Raw genomic sequence first — 22246 nt, forward strand, 5'->3', positions numbered from 1 at the left:
ACTTCTCTTCTGCTCCATCAAACGCCTTGAGAAGAGTGAGAAATGCGGGTAGATGTGCCCGTATCCTTATTTTAGTTAGGTTTTGTTATTTTCCAGAGATAGTCGTTTACCTGCTGTAACTTTGAGTTATAAACTTTTTCAACTCCAGCCTTCAAGAAGTCAGACGGCTCGTACAAGAACAAAAATATGTCACTAAAGCCATTAGTAATCTCTGGTAACTGATTTTTTCCTACGATTTGAAATCGCACCTTTGGATCAACTAAATAACTAAGTATTTGTATTGGTGGAACTAAGTTATTATCATCACTAATTAAAAGCGGTTTATTAGCTTGATTAGCAATGTTAGCAATTTTAGGATATTCTTGATATTTTTCCGGAAATTGGTTCCACCAAATCTTAGATTGAGAGTGGATTGTACAAGATATAATTCCGCCTATAATTACCATAAATGCTACAAATGACCAGAGCTTTTTTTGCCAAGCTTTAGTATAAATAGACGTGATCTTAGTGGTAAATAGGTAAGCAACAGCTAACTGTATACCTAAAACTGAAGGAAGTGTATATCTACTAGTAGCGTATCGCTTTTGAAAGACGAAATCCGTTATAAATAGGGGAAGCGCTACTGCTCCAATCAAAGTTAAGACAAATAACCAAACTTCTTTAGAGGTTCTTCGACAGAGAAAATAAATTGAGTAGCTTATTAGAGCTAAAATAATTAAAATAAAAGGAATTAAGACGAGCTTAAGTTTTCCTGGATCGCTAGGGCTAATACCTAAATCAATAAACGTGCGACTAAAGATACCAGCCCACCTTGCAGATGAAGCAAATAATGTTTGTTTAGTATTCGTCCAAGCTACTGCTTCTACCTGAGGGTTGTTAATAATAATCCAAATCCAAGGTACAAAAGTTATGAAGCCTGCAAGCGATGATAGCAGGTAATACATCAAAGTTTTACTCAATCGGAAACGTTCGATTGTAACTACATAAATTCCCTGTGCAAAAGCAACCAAGGTAAAAAATAGATGAGTATAAAACCCTACTGGTAATATTGCTGCATAAATGCACCAACTAACCTTTGTTTTAAGGCGCATCGCTCGCAGTAGTGCTGCACTTGATAATAAGATGATTACTATCAATAAAGTATATGATCGTGTTTCTTGTGCATATACGATATGAATAGGTGAAACGGCTACTAATCCGATAGCTACCCACCCTACTAGTGAAGACTCAAATAATTCTAAACATAGCCAATAAAGACAAGGAAAAGTCAGCAGACTAGTAAATACCGAAAAACTTCTCATCACTGCTACAGAATTGCCAAACCATTCTACCCAAAATCGGGTCATCAAAATGTATAGCGGCAAAATCTGAGAGTCTTCTAACATAATACCTTTGATTGTATCAATGGCGTTTTTTTCAGAATTAGGATACTGGTATTTATGTAAATCTTCTATGGTAAGTAAACGACCATTATTTAATTGCTCCTTCATTTCTGACTGCATATAGCCAGATGTGCGTAATGAGGAGAAAACCTCATCACCCCAATAAAGTTTTTGATCAATATTAACAAATCGAAAAAATACACCTATTACTACTAGGATTATGACTATAAAACGTAACCAAGATTTAGGAATCTTCCAGTTCTGTGACGATTGCTTTTTCATGTATTTTTCAATTTCCTCAAAGCCTTAGTAAACGTGGCAAAAATGTTATTGTTATCGCTAGATTCGATTGATTATTAAATACATGCATTTTAGTTCCAATGCTACTATCAGAAGTATTACAAGGGCTAAAAGTATTTTATTCTTAGAGGATGTTTGAAAAGTCATGATTGATGTATAAAATTTTTTTACCCCACCCTAGCCCTCCCCTTATAAAGGGGAGCCACTGCGTTGGGCGGCTTCGCCGACTTGAAGCATGTGGCGTGAGGGAACTGGATTTTATTGTTTCCCCCCTTTATAAGGGGGGACTAAGGGGGGTAATAGTTCGATTAAAATCACAACATACTACTTTTCAAACAACCTCTTATGCCATTCAACCGCCAACTCAGTTTGAGATTAACTCATAAATTACAAATTAATATTACCTAATGTATAAACTGAAATCACTAAATAAAACAACTTCTATCCATAATTTATAATAGGTTATTCATCAATTTTTCATAGCTTGTTGGTAATGCTAAAAGTAAACCTCTTACTATGTCTACAGAATTCAGTTAGAAGGATTTTGCACCTTTTAGCAAAACAATCCCATAATACATGCAATTGTTTATTTTTCATCCTATAGTATAAATTAATCAAGACATAAAATACTTGTGTTGAAAATAAAAATATTTCATAAAGTTTATATGAAAGTACTGTAAGTACGCATGTAAGTAGCGAAGATTCCCCAATTTCCGCATTTGAAGGTGAGTAATGAGTTATCCGGGACTGGGTACTGGGTACTGGGGACTGGGTACTGGGGACTAGGGATGGGGACTGGGGAAGAAAATACCAGTAAGATTCGGTTGGGATCTGAATCCCCTTCAAATTTTCCCAATCCCAGTACCCTATTCAAGAATTTCTTTCTTGACGTAGCAATTGATTAGTTCAATTTATGGATCAGAACGAACAACGAATTCTTCATTCATGGGTAGTGAATGCCAAACCGTGGACACGTATAGTTCGTGACAAGCTTCTTGAGAGCCGTGTTCTTGTCACAGATAGAGCGATTGTAGAAGCTGTAGTTGATTTTGAACCGAGAACGTTCTTGGATATCGGGTGTGGTGAAGGGTGGTTATGCCGTGAACTCTGGGATCGCGGGTTTAATGGCTGGGGAGTTGATGCCATTAGCAATCTAATCGAATCAGCACGGTGTATGGGCGATATCCGCTTTGTTGTATCTTCGTATTCGGATCTTCCGTCACAGAGATTTGGCAGTATTAATCAGTTCTCCTGCTTCATCTGCAACTTTTCCATTCTTGGGGAACGTGCTCTTGGTGAGATCGCTGAGGCGGGTCAGAGTATGTTGGAGTCTAAGGGCAAAATAATTATTCAAACACTTCATCCTCATCTTGTTTGTGGTGATTCCCCATATAAAAGTGGGTGGCGCGAAACTTCCTGGACAGGAGTCGGAGATGGGTCATGTCATCCTGCGCCCTGGTACTTCAGAACGGTTGAATCATGGATTGCTGAGTTCCATCTCAGGAACTACCAATTACTAAAGTTACTGGAGCCGTCTCACCCCATAAGCAAAAAACCAGCCTCAATTATATTTATCTTTGAACGACAGTAATCTTGAAAAGGCAGGAGGCAGGAAAATCCAGTAGTTTAAAATACGATAATTCAATACTACGGTAAGTTTATCGTTTTACAGTGCAATTATGTTCAGATGCGATCGCGTCCTTTGCACGATGATCCATTCAAAGTTCAACAGCGAATTACCAACTATCTGGAAGAACAAAGCCGAGAAGTTGGAAGCAGTACCAGCGCTTTCATAAGCTACAGAGTGCTACGACAAGATTTCGTAGCCCGGTTTACCTATTCTGAGATTTGGAATGTGATTCACCCTTGTTGTTTTCTAGATATAAATTTACCGATATAGTTGGTTAAAAGTTGGTATTTTTGGTACTATTTTACCTAGCATCAATTTTATGAAAGAAACCTCTTAAACGCCTTTTTCATGAAAAGAAGACAAATTTTTGGCTTTTTGGGTGTAGCGGTTGCTGGCTTGCTGCTAGCAATTGGTTTACCATTAGTTACTCCTTCTCCTGTAATAGCACAGTCGAACACCAGCATACTTGTGTCCGCAGCCGCCAGTTTAAAAGATGCACTAGAAGAAATTAAGCCTTTGTACCAACAAAGTAAATCAAATATCAATATTACTTATAACTTTGGGGCTTCTGGTGCTTTGCAGCAACAGATTGAGCAAGGTGCACCAGCGGATATCTTTATTTCTGCTGCTAAAAAACAAGTGGATGCTTTGGAAAAAAAAGGACTGTTGTTACCAGGTAGCCGTACTAACCTGGCAAATAACCGTCTAGTCTTGATTGTGGCTCAGGATGTTGTTGGCATTAGTAGCTTCTACAATTTAACAGATAGTAAGATTAGAAAAATTGCGATCGGTGAACCTAGAAGTGTGCCCGCCGGTCAATATGGGGAGCAAGTCTTAAAGAAATTGAACCTTTACGATCAGGTTAAGTCAAAATTGGTCTTTGCTAACAATGTGCGTCAAGTTTTAGCAGCTGTAGAAAGTGGTAACGCCGAAGCGGGTTTAGTTTATGCTACTGATGCCAGAATTTCCAACAAGGTAAAAGTAGTAGTCGCTGCGGATGATAAGTTTCACTCACCAATTGTCTATCCGGTAGCAATAATTAAAAGTAGCAAAAATGCTTCTGCCGCCAAGGAATTTGTCCAGTTTCTATCTGATAATCCAGCTAAAAATGTACTCAAAAAATATGGGTTTATTGTGCGTTAAAGGAATAAAAAATGAGATTAATGAGATTAATGTCTGTTTAAAAGGCTTGTAAACACTAAGCTTTATAACTTTTGGTTGATGAGATTGGCAAGTAATCAGACGAAAATTTTCCTAGACTTTCAAAAATATCAGGGAAAAAGTATGTCTAGGATTAAAATTACTAACTTGCAACCTAAAAATCAAGTTGAACAATGGGAACTATCTGAGGCAGATATAACCGCAGTTATGGGAGGACTTGAAGTTAAACTTCTCGGTAATAGCATTGTAGATGCGACATTCGGGGGCTTTAGATTGACGCTTTAAATTTGGCAGCCATACTAAGAAAAGCCCAAAAGCTTTTATGGCCTCGTTCCCAGCCTCCAGGCTGGGAATTCTGAGAGGCTTTGCCTCTGGTTAAACCACTGGAGGCGGCAGCTAGGAGGACTACATCTTAACTTAGTACCGATTCGGGCTTCAGTCCCAAGTCTTGTTAATTTAGGTCTAAGAAGCTGCGGATTGTAATTTTTCTAGTCGTGCCAGCACTTCTGAACTGTGAATGGTTGGGTTGACTTTGACAAAAGTCTCGCGCAAGACACCTTGAGGATCGATGATAAAACTGTGGCGCATAGATAAAAAGCCAAGCCACGAACCGTAAGCTTTACTCACTGAACCATCAGTGTCAGCCAACAGGGGAAATTTTAGTCCCTCTGAATCACAAAATTGGGCGTGAGAATCAATGTCATCAGCACTTACACCAATAATTTGGGTATTTTTTTCGAGGTATTGGGGTAAGTCTTGCTGAAAACGACGAGCCTCTATAGTACAACCAGAGGTGAAGTCTTTAGGATAAAAGTACAGGACTAGCCACTTACCGCGTAAATCAGAGAGGGATATTTTGCCATCACCTGTATTAGTTGGCAAAGTAAACTCTGGTGCAGGTTGATTAATTGCCGGAAGTTTACCACCCATAGCATCAGCAGCAGGGGTAAAATTCAGCCAGCTGATGAGAGAAATACAGCTGGCAAATAATATGCTTAAAAAAGTGCGGCGGGAAATCATGGTGCAAACCAAAATCACAACTTTACACAAGTTTACAATTGTTGGTTGCGAGAAATCTTATTCTAAGTGAGATTCGGGAGGGCTATCTGTGCTTTCGATGTATTGACTATCTAGAAGAAAGGCTCCCCTAGTAAAGCGAATACCCCAATATCCACCCGGTCTGCGGTCAATGACTATACCCTCTTCGCCAATGTGAATTACATTAGGTGGGCGCAGCATGGGCATCGGTTCAGCAGTTTTGACGTAGGCTGGTAGTGCCACAACACGGACTTTACTACCAATTGCGAATTCTTTAGACATTTTAATCAAGCTAGTTTTGAATTAACTCATAACTCAAAACTATCTTGAAAGTCTAGTGACAATTAGTCGGAGGACTGTCGTCAACTCACGCGTAATTCATCTCATTACTTCCACTTCGCGGTAAGTGAGAGGCTTCTTGCTGGTTTAGCTAAATTGGGCATGGGGGGTTAGGTTTTCCAGATGACGTGAAACGTCAGGGGAATAAATAGGGAAAGGGAAAGGAGAAAAACTTCATCCCCTTTCCCATCTTCTGCAAGAAGTCTTTTAATAATTTTTAACTATGGAAAACAATACCTGGACATCAGTCAAGGGCAAGTGCCAAAGTAATTTTGGTTTCCAAGTGCCTGGGAGAGTGACAACTTCGTTAGTATGCTTGCCAGAGTCTATCCCAGGTAAATTTTTGTTTGGTATGAGATGGACTGCACTGCCCACCCCAGAATTATTAACTATTTTTGAAAGATGATTATTGGGGATTGCCTTGTTGACGGCGGGAAGGAGCGTTTTGACGGAATTGCTCTAGTTTTTGGCGCTGTTCTGGGGTGAAGACTGCTTGAATCTGTTGTTTTTCAGACTCGCGGATTTGTCGCATTTGGGTTTTCTGTGCTTCAGTCAGATTTAATTCAGCAAAACCACCCTTTCCTCGACGTTGGCCGGGTTGGCGTTGACCTTGACCTGCTTGGCGTTGAGCCTGACGCGCTTGTTTCGCCGCCTCTAATTTTGCCTTTTGTTCTGGGGTCAAAACTGCTTCAAATTTGGCGCGGCTATCGCGGCGAATTGCCTGGATTTGGGTTTTTTGGGCATCTGTTAGACCCAATTCTTTCCAAGGGCCCTTTTGTTTTTGTGGAGTTTGTGCGAGTTGCAGGGATAAAGGAGAGGCTGTTTGGGCGTTAACAGCAAATGAGGTTGCAGTTAAAGTTAGAGCGATCGCTCCAGCTACTAGCGATAATGCTTTGAGTTTCATTACTTTTCTTGTGGGTTTTTCCTGGTTGGATGCCACCATCATAAGAATTTATCTTCAGTAGTTACATGAGGAGAAAGTCATGGATCTACCCGTGACTTTAGTCATGATTGAATTTTGACAAAGATGATTGACAATAAATAGTTAGGAGTTAGGAGTTAGGAATTAGGAGTTAGAAATAATGAAGATTTTGATTATGATCAATTTATTAAGTCATTATTTAGCTTATTAATTAATGGGTTTCATCTGGCAATTACTCTTAATTACTCATTCTGCGAAAAGCTAAAGTTGGTTCCAATGCTGCTCAACTCTTCAGAACTCCTAACTTATAACTTATAACTTATAACTCCTAACTCCTAACTTATAACTCCTAACTTATAACTGGAGCAACGCGATTGATGAGTCCTCCGATTCAAATTAAAAAACACCCTTTTCCATCTCTGCTTTATCTAGAGTGGACACTATTGGCGATTACTGCTTTGATAGCAGTTATACCACCTCCATTACGGCGTTCTCGTCCTAGACTTCAAGAACTATCAATTTGTGGTGTATTTCCAGACTTGTCTGTTTGTGGCATATTGCCAGAACTGTCAATTTATAGTTTGATTGCTTTTGCATTAATGGGCTTAAAATTACCCAGAAATAGCCAGACAGCTAAGATAATTTACACAGTAGTTGAAATTTTATTGATTTTAATGATAGGGCTTTTTGGCGAGAGATTTGCACGCCTTTTTCCCTTTCTCTACATAATTTTAGTTACTCGTAGTTGTCTAATTTTTCAACTGCCTGGGCGTTTAATCGTTACAGCTTTATCATTTACATTATTCCTAGTTACTACACAACTAAAATATCAGCTATTCAATTTTCAAGCATCACCACAGGCGCAAGAACGCTTTCGATTTCTGAGCTTGAATTGGTCGCTGGTATTTGGCTTGAGTTTAGTTTTTGTGTTGTTGATGATGAATGCAGTGTTATCTGAACGGCACAGTCGAGAAAAGCTAGCGATCGCTAACGAAAAACTCCGTCAATATGCCCTACGAATTGAAAATCAAGCTACCTTAGAAGAACGTAACCGTATTGCTCGTGAAATTCATGATTCATTAGGACATTCTCTGACTGCTTTAAATCTACAATTAGAAACTGCTTTAAAATTGTGGCAATCTAACCCAGGGAAGGCTGAAACATTTCTAGCAACAGCGAAGGAATTAGGCTCAAAAGCGCTAAATGATGTCCGTCAATCTGTTTCTACTATGCGTTCTAATCCTTTACAGGAACAGTCTTTAGAGCGTGCAATCGCTAGTCTTTCAGAAAATTTTCATCGCTCTAATGGCATTTTACCAATTTATCAAATAAATATTGAATATTCTCTACCGCCTGAAATCAATACCGCTATTTATCGGATTACTCAAGAATCTTTTACAAATATATCTAAATATGCTTATGCGACTGAGGTTAAATTGGAACTCACTACGACAAGAGGCAATTTACGATTGACAATTGAGGATAATGGTAGAGGTTTTGATGTCAGGCAAAATACTACTGGTTTTGGGCTTCATAGTATGCGCGATCGCACTTTAGCAATTGGAGGTGAGTTTAATATTAATAGCGCTCTTGGTTCTGGTTGCAAAATTACAGTTGATATTCCCTTAACGAGGTTGACATTATGATTAAAGTGTTGCTGGTAGATGACCAAAGTTTAATTCGTCAAGGATTAAGAGCTTTATTGGAACTAGAACCAGATTTAGAGATAGTAGGAGAAGCAGAAAATGGTGAACAGGCGATTAATTTGGTTGCAGAATTTCAGCCAGATGTAATATTACTGGATATCAGAATGCCGATTATGGATGGAGTTGCAGCCACGCGAGAGATTCAAAAACGTTTTGTCAAAACTAAGATTTTAGTACTGACGACTTTTGATGATGATGAATATGTATCAGCTGCATTGCAAAATGGGGCAATGGGTTATTTATTGAAAGATACACCCTCTGAAGAATTAGCTGTTGCGATTCGTGCAGTTCACAAAGGATATACTCAATTAGGCCCAGGTATAGTTAAAAAGCTGTTGACTCAGTTTTCTAATGGTACACTAACGCAGTCACCGCCAGTACCATCTAGTTTAACTGAACTTACCCCTAGAGAAAAAGAGGTTTTGCGACTAATTGCTACAGGTGCTAGTAACCGAGAAATTGCTCAGGAACTCTACATTTCTGAGGGTACGGTAAAAAATCATGTTACGAATATTTTAAACAGGTTAAATTTGCGCGATCGCACTCAAGCTGCAATTTGGGCAAATACCTATTTATCCTATTTAAATGAGCCAAGTTAAATAATTCGTAATTCTTTACCAAGCTACTTATACCGCCCGCCGATTTAGTTATTAGTCATTAGTCAATCGCTCTTGCTTAATTTTACAGATATAGCCTCCTGCCTCCTGCCTTCTGCCTCCTGCCTCCTGCCTCCTGCCTCCTGCCTTCTGCCTCCTGCCTCCTTCAATTAATTGAGTTTAACCGTACCATCGCTGAGTGCATAGCAGTCAACCGCCGAACAATCTGGTCAATCTCTAAATCTAATATGCTGTAATCAATGACTGCCTGACGGATAGGTGTATGTCCTTGATTGACATCTAGCTCTTGTATCCGGGCTGTACGCAGTGCTTGCAGGTGCGGTTGGATTTTTCGCAGCGTTGCTTCTAAGTCAGGTAAAGGCGGTGGGGTAATTTCCTGCTGTACTGAATCAGCTAACTGCTCTAACAGTAGCGAAATTTGGCGGACAAAGGTTTCTAATTCTGGGAGTGGCACTGTTCCTCGAAAATGTTCGAGATGTACTGCCAAAACTGTCACAGCGTTAGTAAAACGCCCCATGTACACCAGCAGTGTCATTACTGGTTCTACTAATTCTTTGTGCATTTGGGGTTCGCGTAGCAATCCTTGGAAGGAGGCTTGAGCATTGCCGATTGCCAGTCCAGTTTGTCGCCGTTGACTGATAATTGTAGAGTCAGGCTCTTTTGTCCCCTGATAAACAGCCATCACATCCCGAAAGTAGTTGTGACATTCTCGTAGTGCAGTGGCGAGTTGACTGGGTAAGCGATCGCGTTCTCGATTTGGCAATATAAAATAATGACTCGCAAAAGCTAGTCCCGCCCCAATTAATGTATTCAATACGCGAAAACCAGCAAATTCCCAACCAATGGGATGACCAATGTCAATAATTAGTAAGACAAATATTGACAAAAAAACCACTGAATAGGCATAGTTGACAGTGATTAGGGAAATGCCAAAAAAGACTGTCAGCAAAATGATGATGTCCAATACAGGCTTACTGGTGATAGTTGCAACGATAACAGCGGCTAATACAGCTCCCAAGATTGTCCCGCCAACTCGCTGGAAAAACCGCTGAAAAGTTGCACCCAAGTTCGGTTTGAGGACTAGCATGATTGTCAGTGTTACCCAATACCCCATTGGTAAATTGGTAATGCTGTATAGAATTACGCCTACAGTTAGACTCACAGCTATGCGGAGAGCATGGCGAAAGATTGCTGAGTCGAAGGTGAAGTTTTCTTGGAGTAAACTTAAGAGCGATCGCTGTTCGTCTTCAACTAACAGAAGTCTATCTACATCTCGGCGATTCTTTTTGCTGTGATCTACCAGAGATTTAGCTGTCTGAGCCGTGTATTGCAATTGCTTGATCAGCTTTTCGATCATCAGCACTAGGTTAGTGAAAGCAACGAGAGTTGTGTAGTCTGTCTCACTCCCAGCAATTGCTTTTCTTTGCAGACTTTCTTGTTCCTTTAGTGCCTCACAGATACGCTTGAGATTTCCGAGATCGATGCTGGCAGATTTGCCAGAGATGACTTTCGCTATGGCTTGAAGAATGACTGATATTTGTTCGAGTGCATCGTCTACTAATTGCTGGACTGCTTGATATTGATGTTGTTGGAAGTGAGTTTCGAGTAATTCGGTTAAAGCGATAACTGAGCCAAGTAAGCGATCGCCATCCTGAATTAGCACTAACAATTGCTCATCCATCCAACTCCGCGCTGGCTGTCCAATTCTGACAGTACCTAAAGTAGTCCGTGCTGTCTCTAATGCCTGTCTAATTTCGAGAATCTTTTCAGATGTTGCTACTTTACCTACAAAAGCCTGAATGTAACTAGCTAAAGCATTTAAGGAATTAGCCAAAGCTAACCGTAGTGGATCATAAGGTCTAAAGGGCCACATTACCAAAGAAAGTAGCATCGCCCATCCACCTGCAATTAGACATAGCAGCGATCGCATGAGTGCAGTTTCCAAGTTTCCTGATTGTGCGATCGTGGTAACAAATGATATCCCTAGCACCAGTCCGACATTTGCACCAGCATTACCGTACAGGGACGCAAAACCGGAAGCAAGTCCCCAGAGAAATGTCAGCACCACAGCTAGCGCTGGAACTCTAGCGACTAGAGTACCCACAAATACTGAAACAGCCATTCCCAAAGTAGCCGCCGCCATCGCCTTAGCTTTGATCTGGTAAGGGCCACCAACATTCGCAAAGTTGACAAAATAAGCCATTAAACCGACAAATAATCCGCTTTCCCTTTGGTTGATGAGTTGCCCAATTAGCATGGGAACCCCTAACGCTAAAGCAGCTCGTAAGCCGTTAGATATTGCTGGCTTTCCTGGCTCTGACTGGATCAGAATCTTGAGTAAATTACTTCGATTCAACTGCATTGTTTTTGTTAACAAAACAAAATTTTTATCTGGATTTTCTTAATATTTTGATATATTCAGATTTATTTTAATTTATAGTAGATACGTGAAGATCGAAAATAAATTCATGCTGTATTTATGGCAACCCAACTAAGCCAAGCCAAATCACCAACAGAACTGGTAATCACTTGGGAAGCCTTACCCAAAGATTTTCAACTAGAGGATGAACCAGTGGAGAATACCGGTCAGCCACTTTTGGCTGGTGCTTCGCGTGAAAGCCTAGAAATCAGTGGATTCATCCAACCGCAGATGTTGATAGCTTCAAACTTTGGTCTTTGTGCGACAGTCAACGGGCAATTTATTGCCAAAGCACCAGACTGGGTTTATGTGCCGTTGGTTAATGAAGTTGTGGGTAATCGCAAAAGTTATACACCCAACTTAGAAGGAGATATCCCTGCGATCGCTATCGAATTTCTATCTGATACTGAGGGTGGAGAATATTCGGTAAAGCGAACCTATCCACCAGGAAAATGGTTTTTCTACGAGCAAATTTTACAGATTCCCATCTACATAATTTTTGAACCTTATGGCGGTTTATTAGAATATTATCAACTGGAAAATAAGCGCTATGAGTTAAAGCAACCCGACGAAAATGGTCGTCATTGGATTGATGTAATGGGCTTATTTTTAGGAACTTGGCAAGGAACAAAAGAAGGACGAACTGGCTATTGGTTACGCTGGTGGGATCGAGATGGTAATTTGTTACCGTGGGCTGTAGAACAGATTGAACAAGAACGTCAACGTGCTGAACAAGAACGTCAACGCGCTGAACAAGAACGTCAACAAAAAGAACAACTGATTGCTTATTTGCAATCTCAAGGTATTGACCCGAATAACTTACCCCCGTTCTCTTAGAGGCAATTCATGCCTCTAAGAGAATCATCAAATTGTGCAAAATAAACTATAGGACTCATATTTGATTTCTGAAAAAACTCAGTACAACTAAGAAGCCTTCTTTCCTGTTGCCTGTTGCCTGTTGCCTGTTGCCTATTGCCTGTCTACGCAAATTCGTTCAGAAATCAAAGCGGATTCCTATAGTTTGCTATAGCAATCATGAATTATGTGATGTCTGTCAAATCACCCATAATAAACTGCTTGTAGTGGGGACTTCAGTCCCCAAAGCCAGGACTAAAGTCCTTATATTACTACGAGCATTTTTTATCCAGCTTGATTAACATGATATTCCCCGACTTGTTTGAGAAGTCGGGGATATTAGGATTGTCACAGAAATCCTAAATCATTTCTGACTAGATATTCATCAATCTGAGAATATGTTTTTGAGTTTAACGATAACATCCGAGTTAGTTTCTTTCCAGTCTTCCCATGCATTTTGAATATCTTTTTTTTGTTCTTGGGTTAACTGCCAAGAAAGTGGAGGATTAGTTGTATCACTAGGGAATTTAATGGGAATATGCATAATTTCTACTCCTTTCTGACAAGATTTGTCTTTCAAAAATTGCTGCAATTTTTCCTGCTCATCATCCTTGTAGCCACATTTATACTTGTCTGTCAGGAGTTTGATATTTAACGCGTTACCTTCATTTTGTGTAGAACTACGAACATTTAATAAAGCAAGCAATGAACCAATGACTTCCATCTGCCATCCGGGAGCGCCTTTTTCTTCTTTGACATTTTCATTATCAGGAAAAGCATTTATTTGGATTAAAATAACCTTTTTTATTTGGTTACATCGCTCAGATTCTAGTAGATTATCAAGTAGGTCTACGCTAGTACCAATACCAAAATTGTCGAAATAACCACCATCACCTATATGATAATTCCATTTAGTTTCTTGACTAGGACGACACACAGGAGATATATAAGGGAAAGTAGCAGATAATCTAGCGGCTGTTGTCACATCAATATCATATTCTGGATAGAGAGTATTAAAGTCTATAGACTTGCAATCCTCGTGCTTACTAAAAGTCATTGGACTAACTAGAAAACGCCGTCCATCTTCAACTAAAGTCGCATTAAAAATAGGAATAGGAATAATTCCTTGGTCTATTTTATCGCTCCAACTACCTAAAGTTGCATTGGGATTTTTCATTTCCCCTTTCCAATCTATTTCGATAGCTGTACCACGGTCTTGCTCAGTTGCAGTACTATGCTCTTGCGCTTTTGGTACAACAAAAGGTAAACCAATGAAACGAAGTAAATCTGGATAAGCTAATCCCCAACCTGTAGCGTCTAAACTATCTTCTGTAGCACTTTTAAAAATCTGTTTTAATTGATTGTCTTCTGGATAACCTTGCTCTCCAAATCTATCCAAATAAAACATTGTTCCGACAGAACCACCAGAAACCGAGCTTATCCAACCAATAGCTTTGGTAAATTCCGATCCAAGTTCTTCTTGTAAACCAGTCAAAACTTTAGTTGTCCATCCAGATGCTTGAATACCTCCACCACTTGCACAAACCACCACTAAAGTTTTATCTTCACTTTGTTGATTATTCAGTCGTTGAGAGATAACATTAATCCACTTTTCTTCTGTCGGTTTTAACCAGCTATTGCTTAAGAACATTTTGTAAAAATGGTCTACTTTAAAAATAGTATAAGAAGCAGATGAAATAACTAAAAATAATAGTAATGTGGGAACGCGAGATACATCATTAAAAAAAGAAATTCCTCCTATCCACACTACCATGATTGATAAAATTAGAGTAATATAGAAAAGAGCAGGAACTTCAAATCTATTATTAATTGGGCGAGGTTTAAAAATAAAATAACCTAACCCATAAAGAATTAAGAGAAAGATAGAAAATACTACTATCTCAGCAATCCCATAAGATAGATCACCACTTTCATCGATATAACCTCTTTGTATTCTTCCTGGTAAAAAAGAAATTATTTTCAACAATACCTGTTCTAAAATTTGATTGGATTTAAAAAATATCTTGGCAAAGTGAGTGGTTATTATCAGGAAAGCTCCTGCAACAACGCCAAATATAATTCCCCAGCCTTCCCAGCCATGATCTCCTTCTTTTATTTCTTTCTTGGAAAGCTGAGTTGCCTTTATGGCAATCGGAAGACTTAAGATAATAGCGATTAAATATTGGAGAAATTCTGGAATTCCTTGGTGCTGAGGTACATCAAAACGAAGATGGGAATTATACAAAATGATATCGAAAACTTCTATCGTAGCTAGTCCTGCTAAAACTGCACCTCCAATCACTAAAACCAATTGATTATTAGCACGAAGTATAAACAAGTTTTTCAGCATCGCTGATAAACCAGTATTCACTGAAATTGTTGGTAATAACAATAGCAATAAGCCAACAATTATAGGTACTCGAAGAAAGAAAATATATTGCAATACGTTGTAGAAGTTTTGTAGCATTAAACCCAGGAATGCCAGTCCCACCCACAATAAAATACCGTTAAAAACCTGTTGTTTTTTCTTCATGACAAATTTCTGTAAATATACAAAGAGTTAATTATTCATATTGGCTTATATCTTGCACCCAGCTTTAAATTAAACGAGAGTGAAAGTCATCAATCTACAAGTTGTTTTACTTCCCTCAATAACAGTTAATATTAGAGGAACACGATATAAGCCAATAAAGTTTGATACACAAGAACATATCAAAATTCCGCAAAAGATATTATAAAGTTATATTTAGTTAAGTTTTAAGTAGTAATTAATATAGGAATCCGCTTTGATTTTTGAACGAATTTGCGTAGACAGGCAATAGGCAATCTTGCTACAGTCAAGAAGGCTTCTTAGTTGTACTGAGTTTTTTCAGAAATCAAATATGAGTCCTATATGTGATATCAGAGTCGAAAAGATTCAGTTAGTAGGTTTTATCAGTCAACGAAATAATGCGAATTGTAGCGGTCATGCTTTCGGACTGATTGATAAATCTGGGTTAATCGCCTGGATTGGTTCACTAAATATATATTTTTCCAGGCGTTTACCTTATTTTAATCTTCAAGTATCTCTAGTAATTGTGCCTCGCTTAACTGCGTAATCCCCAAGGAAATTGCTTTTTCTAATTTAGAGCCAGCATCTTCTCCTAGCACCAAATAATCTGTTTTCTTACTCACTGAATCAGTTACTTTTCCCCCAGCTTGTTGAATCAAAGCCTTCGCTTCATCTCGCTTTAAGGTTGGCAATGTACCCGTAATTACAAAAGTTTTACCCGCAAACTTTTGATTACCATCACCAACTGTTTTTGTTTCTTCTGTGGCAGTTAATTGTAATTCTTCTGCTTGCAAGCGTTCTATCAACCTTTGATTAGCGTCAATCCGAAACCACTGGTACACAGATTGAGCAATTTCAGCACCAATACCGTAAATGCCTTCAATGTCTGATTGCTTGGCTGTAGCTAACTGGTCTACGGTGAAATACTTCTGAGTCAACAATTGAGCATTCACACTGCCAACGTGACGAATGCCTAAACCATATAATACCCTTGACCAAGGTTGATTTTTTGATTGAGCGATCGCATCAATCAATTTCTCTGCCGACTTTTTCCCCATCCTTTCTAATGCAGATAACTTCTCTGCTGTCAACTCATATAAATCGGCAACGGAATGCACCAATCCTTTATCAACGAGTTGATACACCAATTTTTCCCCCATGCCTTTAATATCCAAGGCATCACGACTTACCCAATGTTCTATGGAACCTTTGAGAATCGCTGCACAGGAAGCATTGACACACCGCGTCACCGCCTCACCTGATTCTCGCACCACCAATTGACCACAGACTGGGCAATGGGTGGGCATAACAAAGGGTTCGGTATCAGCAGGACGCAGTTCTTTAATTACCCTCACCACTTCTGGAATGATTTCCCCAGCTTTGCGGACAATGACAGTATCGCCAATGCGGATGTCTAATTGAGTAATGCGATCGCTATTATGTAAAGTTGCACGGGAAACTGTTGTCCCCGCTAGTTGCACAGGGCGCATCTCGGCTAATGGAGTTAACGCCCCCGTTCTCCCAACATTCACAGCAATATTTTCTACACGGGTAGGCGCTTCTTCGGCTGGGTACTTTAAAGCGATCGCCCAGCGGGGAAATTTCTGCGTAAATCCTAGCTGTTCTTGAAGTTTAAAAGAATTCAGCTTCACTACTACCCCATCAGTCATGTAGGGTAAATTCAGCCGTTCCGTGTCCCAATATTCATAATATTTTGCTACTTCTGCGATCGAGGCACACAGTTTGTGGTTAGGGTTGACTCGAAAACCCATCTTTTCCAACAACTCCAACGCTTCCCATTGGGTATTGGCAATACTGGTGTCATCTCTACCAGGAATGTGCAGGGTGTAGCCAAAGAAATCTAACCGCCGTTTAGCGACAATGCGAGAGTCTAATTGCCTGAGTGTACCAGCTGCGGCATTGCGAGGATTGGCAAATAATTGCTCACCTGCTTTTTGTCTTTCCTCGTTGATTTGTTTAAATACTTCTAAAGGCAGAAACGCCTCGCCTCGCACTTCCACTCTTTCCAGAATTTCTAACCCTTCAAAATTCAAACGCAAGGGAATTGAGCGAATTGTCCGCACATTTTGGGTGATATCTTCACCCGTCACTCCATCACCCCTAGTTGTCCCCCTAACTAGAATGCCATTTTGGTAGGTAAGAGCCAAAGCAGAACCATCAATTTTCAGTTCAGTGACATATTCCACTGATTCTATTTTTGGTAATTGTCGCCGCCAACGCTGATCCCACCCTTTCAACTCATCGATATTGAATGCATTCTCCAGACTATACAAAGGGATATTATGCCGCACCGAGGTAAACTGCGTTGCTGGTCTTTCACCCACGCGCTGAGTCGGACTATCGGGTGCTGTCAATTCTGGATATTGAATTTCCAGTTGTTGTAATTCTCGATATAGTTGGTCATAGACTGCATCCTCCATGATTGGAGTATCTAAGACGTAATAAGCATAGCTGGCTTGTTGCAATAACTGGCGCAATTCTTCTGTGCGCTTTACTTCAGGCTTAATCTGTGTCATTAGAATTGTTACAAAATATCCTAGGAATAATTTACATACTACTTTTTGAGTAAGAATTCAGCACCCAGGAGTCAGAATTTAAAAGGAATACAGTAGGATTGGTACATTTATGTATCAATTTAACTATTGTGACTCCTGTTAGCGATAGCGGGGCGTTTAGCTCATTCTGACTCCTGTTAGCGGATAGCTAAGGTTTAGCCCATTCTGACTTTTTGAGGATAGCTTAAATTCTACTAAAACCATATCTGCGGCAACAGTTCCATTAACGCGATCGCGCATTAATTGACGAGAGAAGATTTTCCAAAATAGACTAGGATCTTTGATTATTGCTTGGAGTAGTCTCAACTTCGATACTGTTTGATTTTTGCCGAATTTAGATAAACTAAAATTGTTTGCTGCTCGTGCGATCGCAGAATTTGCCGGTGGCATATAAAATTTTATCTCACAGCCTAATTGACGTGCTAGTTCTTCGTAAGATTTTTTACTAAAACGTAGTATATGATGTGGTGGATGATTTAATATATCAAACCAATCTGATTCAACTGACATTGGTGAATAAGGAGTACTAATCAAGATACTACCCATCGGTTTCAGAACAGAAAGCATTGATGCAATAAATTCCTTTGGTTGGCTAATATGTTCCAAGCAATGAAAAGACAAGACATAGTTAAACTTTTCACTAGAAAATTTATTGTAAAAACTCTCAATTGTTTCACAATAAACTTCAAATCCTCTTTTCTGACATTGGTCAACAGATTCTAGAGTTGTATCCAAGCCAACTATACGAGTATTTGAAAGTTTTTTAGCGGCAATTTCAAGAAAATTACCTCCTCCGCAGCCCACATCTAAGACAGAAATCGAGTTTTGTCTTTCTCGCTTTTTTATTTGCTCAATAACCGCAAACCATTCCCATCTAGATTCTGGATAATAACCAACTCTTGTAGTAACCCATTGATAAAATGACTGGCTACCTGCTTCTAGAGGGAAAGCATATTCAAGTGAGCAATTTTTACATTGCTGTATTTCATAGTCTATGATTTCAATTTTTTCTGGAGGCTTTTCGGCAAAATAATCTTCTAATTCGCTGATAATATTTTTTTGAGATAATGAACGAATATGGATACTATCATGGTTGCAAACAGGACATTTATTTGAAAGATTTTCAGACATAATAAACGTTGAGTGATCTATTTCTTAATGTGTTTAGTTAGAGTTTACTATGCTTTTTATGCTCTGCTAGATTTATGTTTTCCGTAATATGGCAGTTTTTTGAGGCGGGGAAAGTATGAATAAATTTTTGCAAAATACACCTGCAATTATTATTGCACACCGAGGTGCTAGCGGCTATCGTCTAGAACATACTTTAGCTGCTTATGAATTAGGCATCGCACTAGGCGCTGATTATATTGAACTTGATTTAGTTCCCACCAAAGACGGTGTTTTAATTGCTCGTCACGAAAATGAGATTTCTGAAACCACTGATGTTGCTAACCATGCAGAATTTGCTCACCGTCAAACCACTAAAATAATTGATGGCGAATCGAAAACTGGCTGGTTTACTGAAGACTTTACCCTGGCAGAAATAAAAACACTACGAGCTAAGGAGCGAATTCCACAACTGCGTAGGCGTAGCCCGCCGCAGGCATCGCAAAATACCACCTATGATGGACTCTTAGAAATTCCCACTCTCCAAGAAATCATCGATTTAGTCAAGGTTAAAAGTGCCGAAATTAATCGGGAGATTGGTATTTACCCAGAAACTAAGCACCCAACTTACTTTCAATCTATTGGGTTAGCCCTAGAAGCACCCCTACTTGCAACTTTGACAGCTAACGGTTATCAGGGCGCTAATGCACCTGTTTTCATTCAGTCTTTTGAAGTGAGTAATTTGCAAGATTTATCTACAAAGACTGATTTACCTCTGGTGCAATTGCTAAATGACAGTGGTAAACCTTATGATTTTGTGGTTAGTGGCTGCGTAGGCGTTGGCGTAGCCTCTCGTAGAGAAGCCCGCCGTAGGCATCGCACTTATGCAGATTTAGCCACTGCATCAGGTTTAAGGGAAATTGCTAAATATGCACAAGCGGTTGGGATTCATAAAAATTTACTGGTTCCGAGAGACAGGAATGGTAAATTGCAATCGCCTACATCTTTAGTCACAGATGCTCATGCGGCTGGTTTGCTGGTTCATGTCTGGACTTTCCGCAATGAAGACTGCTTTTTACCCCTGGACTTTCAAGGAAATCCCCAAGGGGAATATGAATTATTTTTCAGCTTAGGTGTTGATGGCGTATTTACTGACTACCCAGATACGGCTTTTGCTGTCACCGAAAAGCTTCGCTCTAAACTTGGTTCTCCATGAAATTCGAGAGCATAAAATCAAAATTGCAGTAATGCACAATAAGATTCCCGAATGATTAAATAAGTCGGGAATCTGAGATTTAGCATTTTTACAAACTAGTCATCACCTGAGCTAATTGATTAGATAAATCCATTACAGACTCCTGACCTTTTTTAAATAAAACGCCAGCTAAAAAATAATAATCGCCAGAATAAAATGCCATCTTGTTTTTTTGGAGTTCTTTTATGTGGTTCTTTACCTTGGGATCAGAGCTATAGTAGCCAAACTGCAAAGGTAAGACCATGAAATTTTGAACATAGTAACCATTTTGCTTGGCTAAGTTCAACGTATTGATTGGATTAGAAAAGCTAGCTATTAAAACCAACACATTTTCATAACCTAATGATAAAAGCTCGTTGGTAATTGTAGCTCCATCTATGCCTCCAAATAAGAGTGGCATATAAATATCATTATCTGGTGCGGGTAAATATGGTGGATTGGCTACAAGGTAATCGGCATGGGGTTGAGAAGAATTAAACAAAGATGAATTATGGATGATGTATTTATTGGTGAGATTGTATTCATCAATGGTTGAATTTGCAACTTTCCATGCAGAAGTATTTAACTCAAACCCCTGGATGATTCCATCAAACTTATTTCTCAATAAGGAATTAATTACAGGGCTGCCATCTCCTGAGCCAAACTCAACAATAGATTCGGAATTTTTACAATTTCTAATAACAAAGCTTTCTAAGCAGTTTGAGTAGAAATTAGATTCTTCAGGACAAAAAAAGATATCTTTCATTTGACTAAAATTCAGACGTAAGGTAGAATCAAGCTAATAGGAAATTGTTTATCAACTTGTATTAAGACAATAAAAAACTGTCCCTTTAGCAAAGAAGGCTAAAGAAATTTATTTGCAGGTGAATTAGCAATAGAACAGGAGTCAGAATTCAGACTTCAGAATACTCTACCCACAAAGGGATAGAGTTTTAAGGCGAGAATATTTTATTTTTTTGCCCACTATTCCACTCGCTTTTAAGCAATACTCGTCACCCACTCGTACAGAATTAATACCTGTTTTATAACCGGAGGCGGAGTGTCTCCGGCTCCGATTTTCAGTTCTGAATTCTTCTTATAAAATGACTTAGGAATGCCAAATTAAAACGCTAAGAATAACCTGCTATTTTGAAGTTTTAATTGTTGGGATTTCTCACAAGAGTAAAGTGGCTTATTCTGCTTGGCGTATTGATTGTATAACAGCAGCAGCGGCGCGATCGCTCATGAGTTTCTGTTGGTCGTACCCAAGCACCAGTTCCCACGCATCATTGGGATATCGTTCTGCTAATGGCAAAGCCACATCATCTAACATCCAACGACCGTGGCGTTCATCTTCCCTGATGTGCAGTTCCCAATAACCCACCGCTACTTCAGAGAGTTCCAATCGTTGCGCCGCAACTAAATAATTCTTGTAAACCGCAGGGCCAGCAACTTCAAAATAGGTCAACCCGCCGCCATAACGCAGAAAATCGCGTTTGCGCTCAGTCACCAGAAAGTTATGATTGGTAGAAGCCAACACTTCCCAAGGTACTAAATCAAAATATGCCTCTGGTTTAGTGTTCATTCCAAATTCAGCCAGCATTTGGGCGAAAAATGTCGAGTGCTTGCGAGATAAACGACCATTGCCGTATTCTTCTATAAGTACCCGCATCAGCGTACACTGCACTTCATTCGCAGTACCACCCAAAATCCGGGAAAGATGACTCGCTTCAACCAAGCCATCAAAGGAGCCGATCGCTAGCAAGTGACGATAACCAGCTTCAGTCATTTCTTCACGAACATAGCGGCTACTCTCCGACATCAGCGGATCTAAATCGGCAGATGTGCGCTCAATTAAAGCTTGTTTTACATCCAATTGTCGCAGTGCAGCCACATCAATTTGTGCGAGTTCCCAGTTTTGCCAAGCTGCTTCAATTTGGTCACGACATGAGTACAAATACAGCGATCGCTCGTTGGTATAATTGTGCAAATCGTCGTACCAGAACAGCTTTAGGCGATTAATTCGATAAAGTATCCGTTGCAGAAAACGGTGAGCCTGTTCATCAGAGCGATCGTTTCCATACGCAGCACGAATTGCGGTTGAGAGCGCCTGTTCAAACTCACTGGCTCTTGAAGGCTTGACATCCAGTTTATGATCCAAATCCTCCATTGCCAGCAGTTCTATAAATTGCTCCTCAGCACGGTCATACTTGGTAATTGTTCTTTCTTCAGTTTGCGTGCTATTTTTCGCAGCCCCAGCTTTCGGAAATATAACTAAATTGCTTTGCATGGAATCTTCGGTACCTTTGGAAAAGTGATAAATTACTTTCACCTCTAATATCTAGGTTTCCACACCAGTAGCTTTCTGTACCTCTTTCCTTGGTTATAAAGAAAAATTAAGTTTAGAAG

The 22246-nt window shown here is 39.5% G+C and carries 18 protein-coding genes; 8 read left to right on the forward strand and 10 right to left on the reverse strand.

What is annotated here, in order from left to right:
* Positions 1–71: 71 nt before the first annotated feature.
* Positions 72–1664, reverse strand: a complete 1593-nt coding sequence (locus A4S05_RS31185; RefSeq protein ID WP_069073648.1) for a glycosyltransferase family 39 protein — start codon at positions 1662–1664, stop codon at positions 72–74.
* A gap of 931 nt (positions 1665–2595) precedes the next feature.
* On the opposite strand from A4S05_RS31185, the gene A4S05_RS31190 reads away from it, so the two are divergent.
* The 4 genes from A4S05_RS31190 to A4S05_RS42220 all read left to right on the forward strand — a co-directional run bounded on the left by A4S05_RS31190 (position 2596) and on the right by A4S05_RS42220 (position 4758).
* Entirely contained in the window at positions 2596–3273 is a 678-nt protein-coding gene (locus tag A4S05_RS31190; protein ID WP_069073649.1) for a class I SAM-dependent methyltransferase, read from the forward strand.
* Positions 3274–3369: 96 nt separating this feature from the next.
* The gene (locus A4S05_RS40820; protein ID WP_141699855.1) at positions 3370–3582 is read left to right on the forward strand and encodes a hypothetical protein; all 213 of its coding nucleotides are present in this window, start codon (positions 3370–3372) and stop codon (positions 3580–3582) included.
* Between the two features lie 78 nt (positions 3583–3660).
* Entirely contained in the window at positions 3661–4455 is a 795-nt protein-coding gene (gene modA, locus A4S05_RS31195; RefSeq protein WP_069073650.1) for a molybdate ABC transporter substrate-binding protein, read from the forward strand.
* 141 nt (positions 4456–4596) lie between these two features.
* Positions 4597–4758, forward strand: a complete 162-nt coding sequence (locus A4S05_RS42220; RefSeq protein WP_176727163.1) for a hypothetical protein — start codon at positions 4597–4599, stop codon at positions 4756–4758.
* 177 nt (positions 4759–4935) lie between these two features.
* On the opposite strand, the gene A4S05_RS31205 is transcribed toward A4S05_RS42220, so the two are convergent.
* The 3 genes from A4S05_RS31205 to A4S05_RS31220 all read right to left on the reverse strand — a co-directional run bounded on the left by A4S05_RS31205 (position 4936) and on the right by A4S05_RS31220 (position 6754).
* Positions 4936–5493, reverse strand: coding sequence for a peroxiredoxin (locus A4S05_RS31205; RefSeq protein ID WP_069073652.1), 558 nt, complete (start codon positions 5491–5493; stop codon positions 4936–4938).
* A gap of 57 nt (positions 5494–5550) precedes the next feature.
* Entirely contained in the window at positions 5551–5793 is a 243-nt protein-coding gene (gene sipA, locus A4S05_RS31210; protein ID WP_069073653.1) for a regulatory protein SipA, read from the reverse strand.
* Positions 5794–6256: 463 nt separating this feature from the next.
* A complete protein-coding gene (locus A4S05_RS31220; protein WP_069073680.1) occupies positions 6257–6754 on the reverse strand; it encodes a Spy/CpxP family protein refolding chaperone in 498 nt (165 codons plus the stop codon).
* 395 nt (positions 6755–7149) lie between these two features.
* On the opposite strand from A4S05_RS31220, the gene A4S05_RS31225 reads away from it, so the two are divergent.
* Complete coding sequence (locus A4S05_RS31225) at positions 7150–8418, forward strand: sensor histidine kinase (RefSeq protein WP_069073655.1); 1269 nt, start codon at positions 7150–7152, stop codon at positions 8416–8418.
* Complete coding sequence (locus tag A4S05_RS31230; protein WP_069073656.1) at positions 8415–9077, forward strand: response regulator; 663 nt, start codon at positions 8415–8417, stop codon at positions 9075–9077. Before A4S05_RS31225 ends, A4S05_RS31230 begins: the two co-directional genes overlap by 4 nt.
* A gap of 163 nt (positions 9078–9240) precedes the next feature.
* Here A4S05_RS31230 and A4S05_RS31235 read toward each other — a convergent pair whose 3' ends face one another.
* Positions 9241–11457, reverse strand: coding sequence for an FUSC family protein (locus A4S05_RS31235; protein WP_069073657.1), 2217 nt, complete (start codon positions 11455–11457; stop codon positions 9241–9243).
* A gap of 117 nt (positions 11458–11574) precedes the next feature.
* Between A4S05_RS31235 and A4S05_RS31240 the strand changes: the two genes are divergently transcribed.
* Positions 11575–12351, forward strand: coding sequence for a Uma2 family endonuclease (locus A4S05_RS31240; RefSeq protein WP_069073658.1), 777 nt, complete (start codon positions 11575–11577; stop codon positions 12349–12351).
* A gap of 403 nt (positions 12352–12754) precedes the next feature.
* Here A4S05_RS31240 and A4S05_RS31245 read toward each other — a convergent pair whose 3' ends face one another.
* The 3 genes from A4S05_RS31245 to A4S05_RS31255 form a co-directional block, all read right to left on the reverse strand.
* On the reverse strand, positions 12755–14902 hold the full coding sequence (locus A4S05_RS31245) for a hypothetical protein (RefSeq protein WP_069073659.1): 2148 nt from the start codon (positions 14900–14902) through the stop codon (positions 12755–12757).
* A gap of 518 nt (positions 14903–15420) precedes the next feature.
* Entirely contained in the window at positions 15421–17457 is a 2037-nt protein-coding gene (gene ligA / locus A4S05_RS31250; protein ID WP_069073660.1) for an NAD-dependent DNA ligase LigA, read from the reverse strand.
* Positions 17458–17613: 156 nt separating this feature from the next.
* On the reverse strand, positions 17614–18627 hold the full coding sequence (locus tag A4S05_RS31255; protein ID WP_069073661.1) for a class I SAM-dependent methyltransferase: 1014 nt from the start codon (positions 18625–18627) through the stop codon (positions 17614–17616).
* A gap of 115 nt (positions 18628–18742) precedes the next feature.
* Between A4S05_RS31255 and A4S05_RS31260 the strand changes: the two genes are divergently transcribed.
* A complete protein-coding gene (locus A4S05_RS31260) occupies positions 18743–19819 on the forward strand; it encodes a glycerophosphodiester phosphodiesterase (protein WP_069073662.1) in 1077 nt (358 codons plus the stop codon).
* 88 nt (positions 19820–19907) lie between these two features.
* On the opposite strand, the gene A4S05_RS31265 is transcribed toward A4S05_RS31260, so the two are convergent.
* Positions 19908–20603, reverse strand: coding sequence for a class I SAM-dependent methyltransferase (locus A4S05_RS31265; RefSeq protein WP_069073663.1), 696 nt, complete (start codon positions 20601–20603; stop codon positions 19908–19910).
* A gap of 426 nt (positions 20604–21029) precedes the next feature.
* On the reverse strand, positions 21030–22127 hold the full coding sequence (locus A4S05_RS31270; protein ID WP_069073681.1) for an iron-containing redox enzyme family protein: 1098 nt from the start codon (positions 22125–22127) through the stop codon (positions 21030–21032).
* Positions 22128–22246: the final 119 nt, after the last annotated feature.

It is taken from the genome of Nostoc sp. KVJ20 (genome assembly GCF_001712795.1).
Lineage (GTDB): Bacteria > Cyanobacteriota > Cyanobacteriia > Cyanobacteriales > Nostocaceae > Nostoc.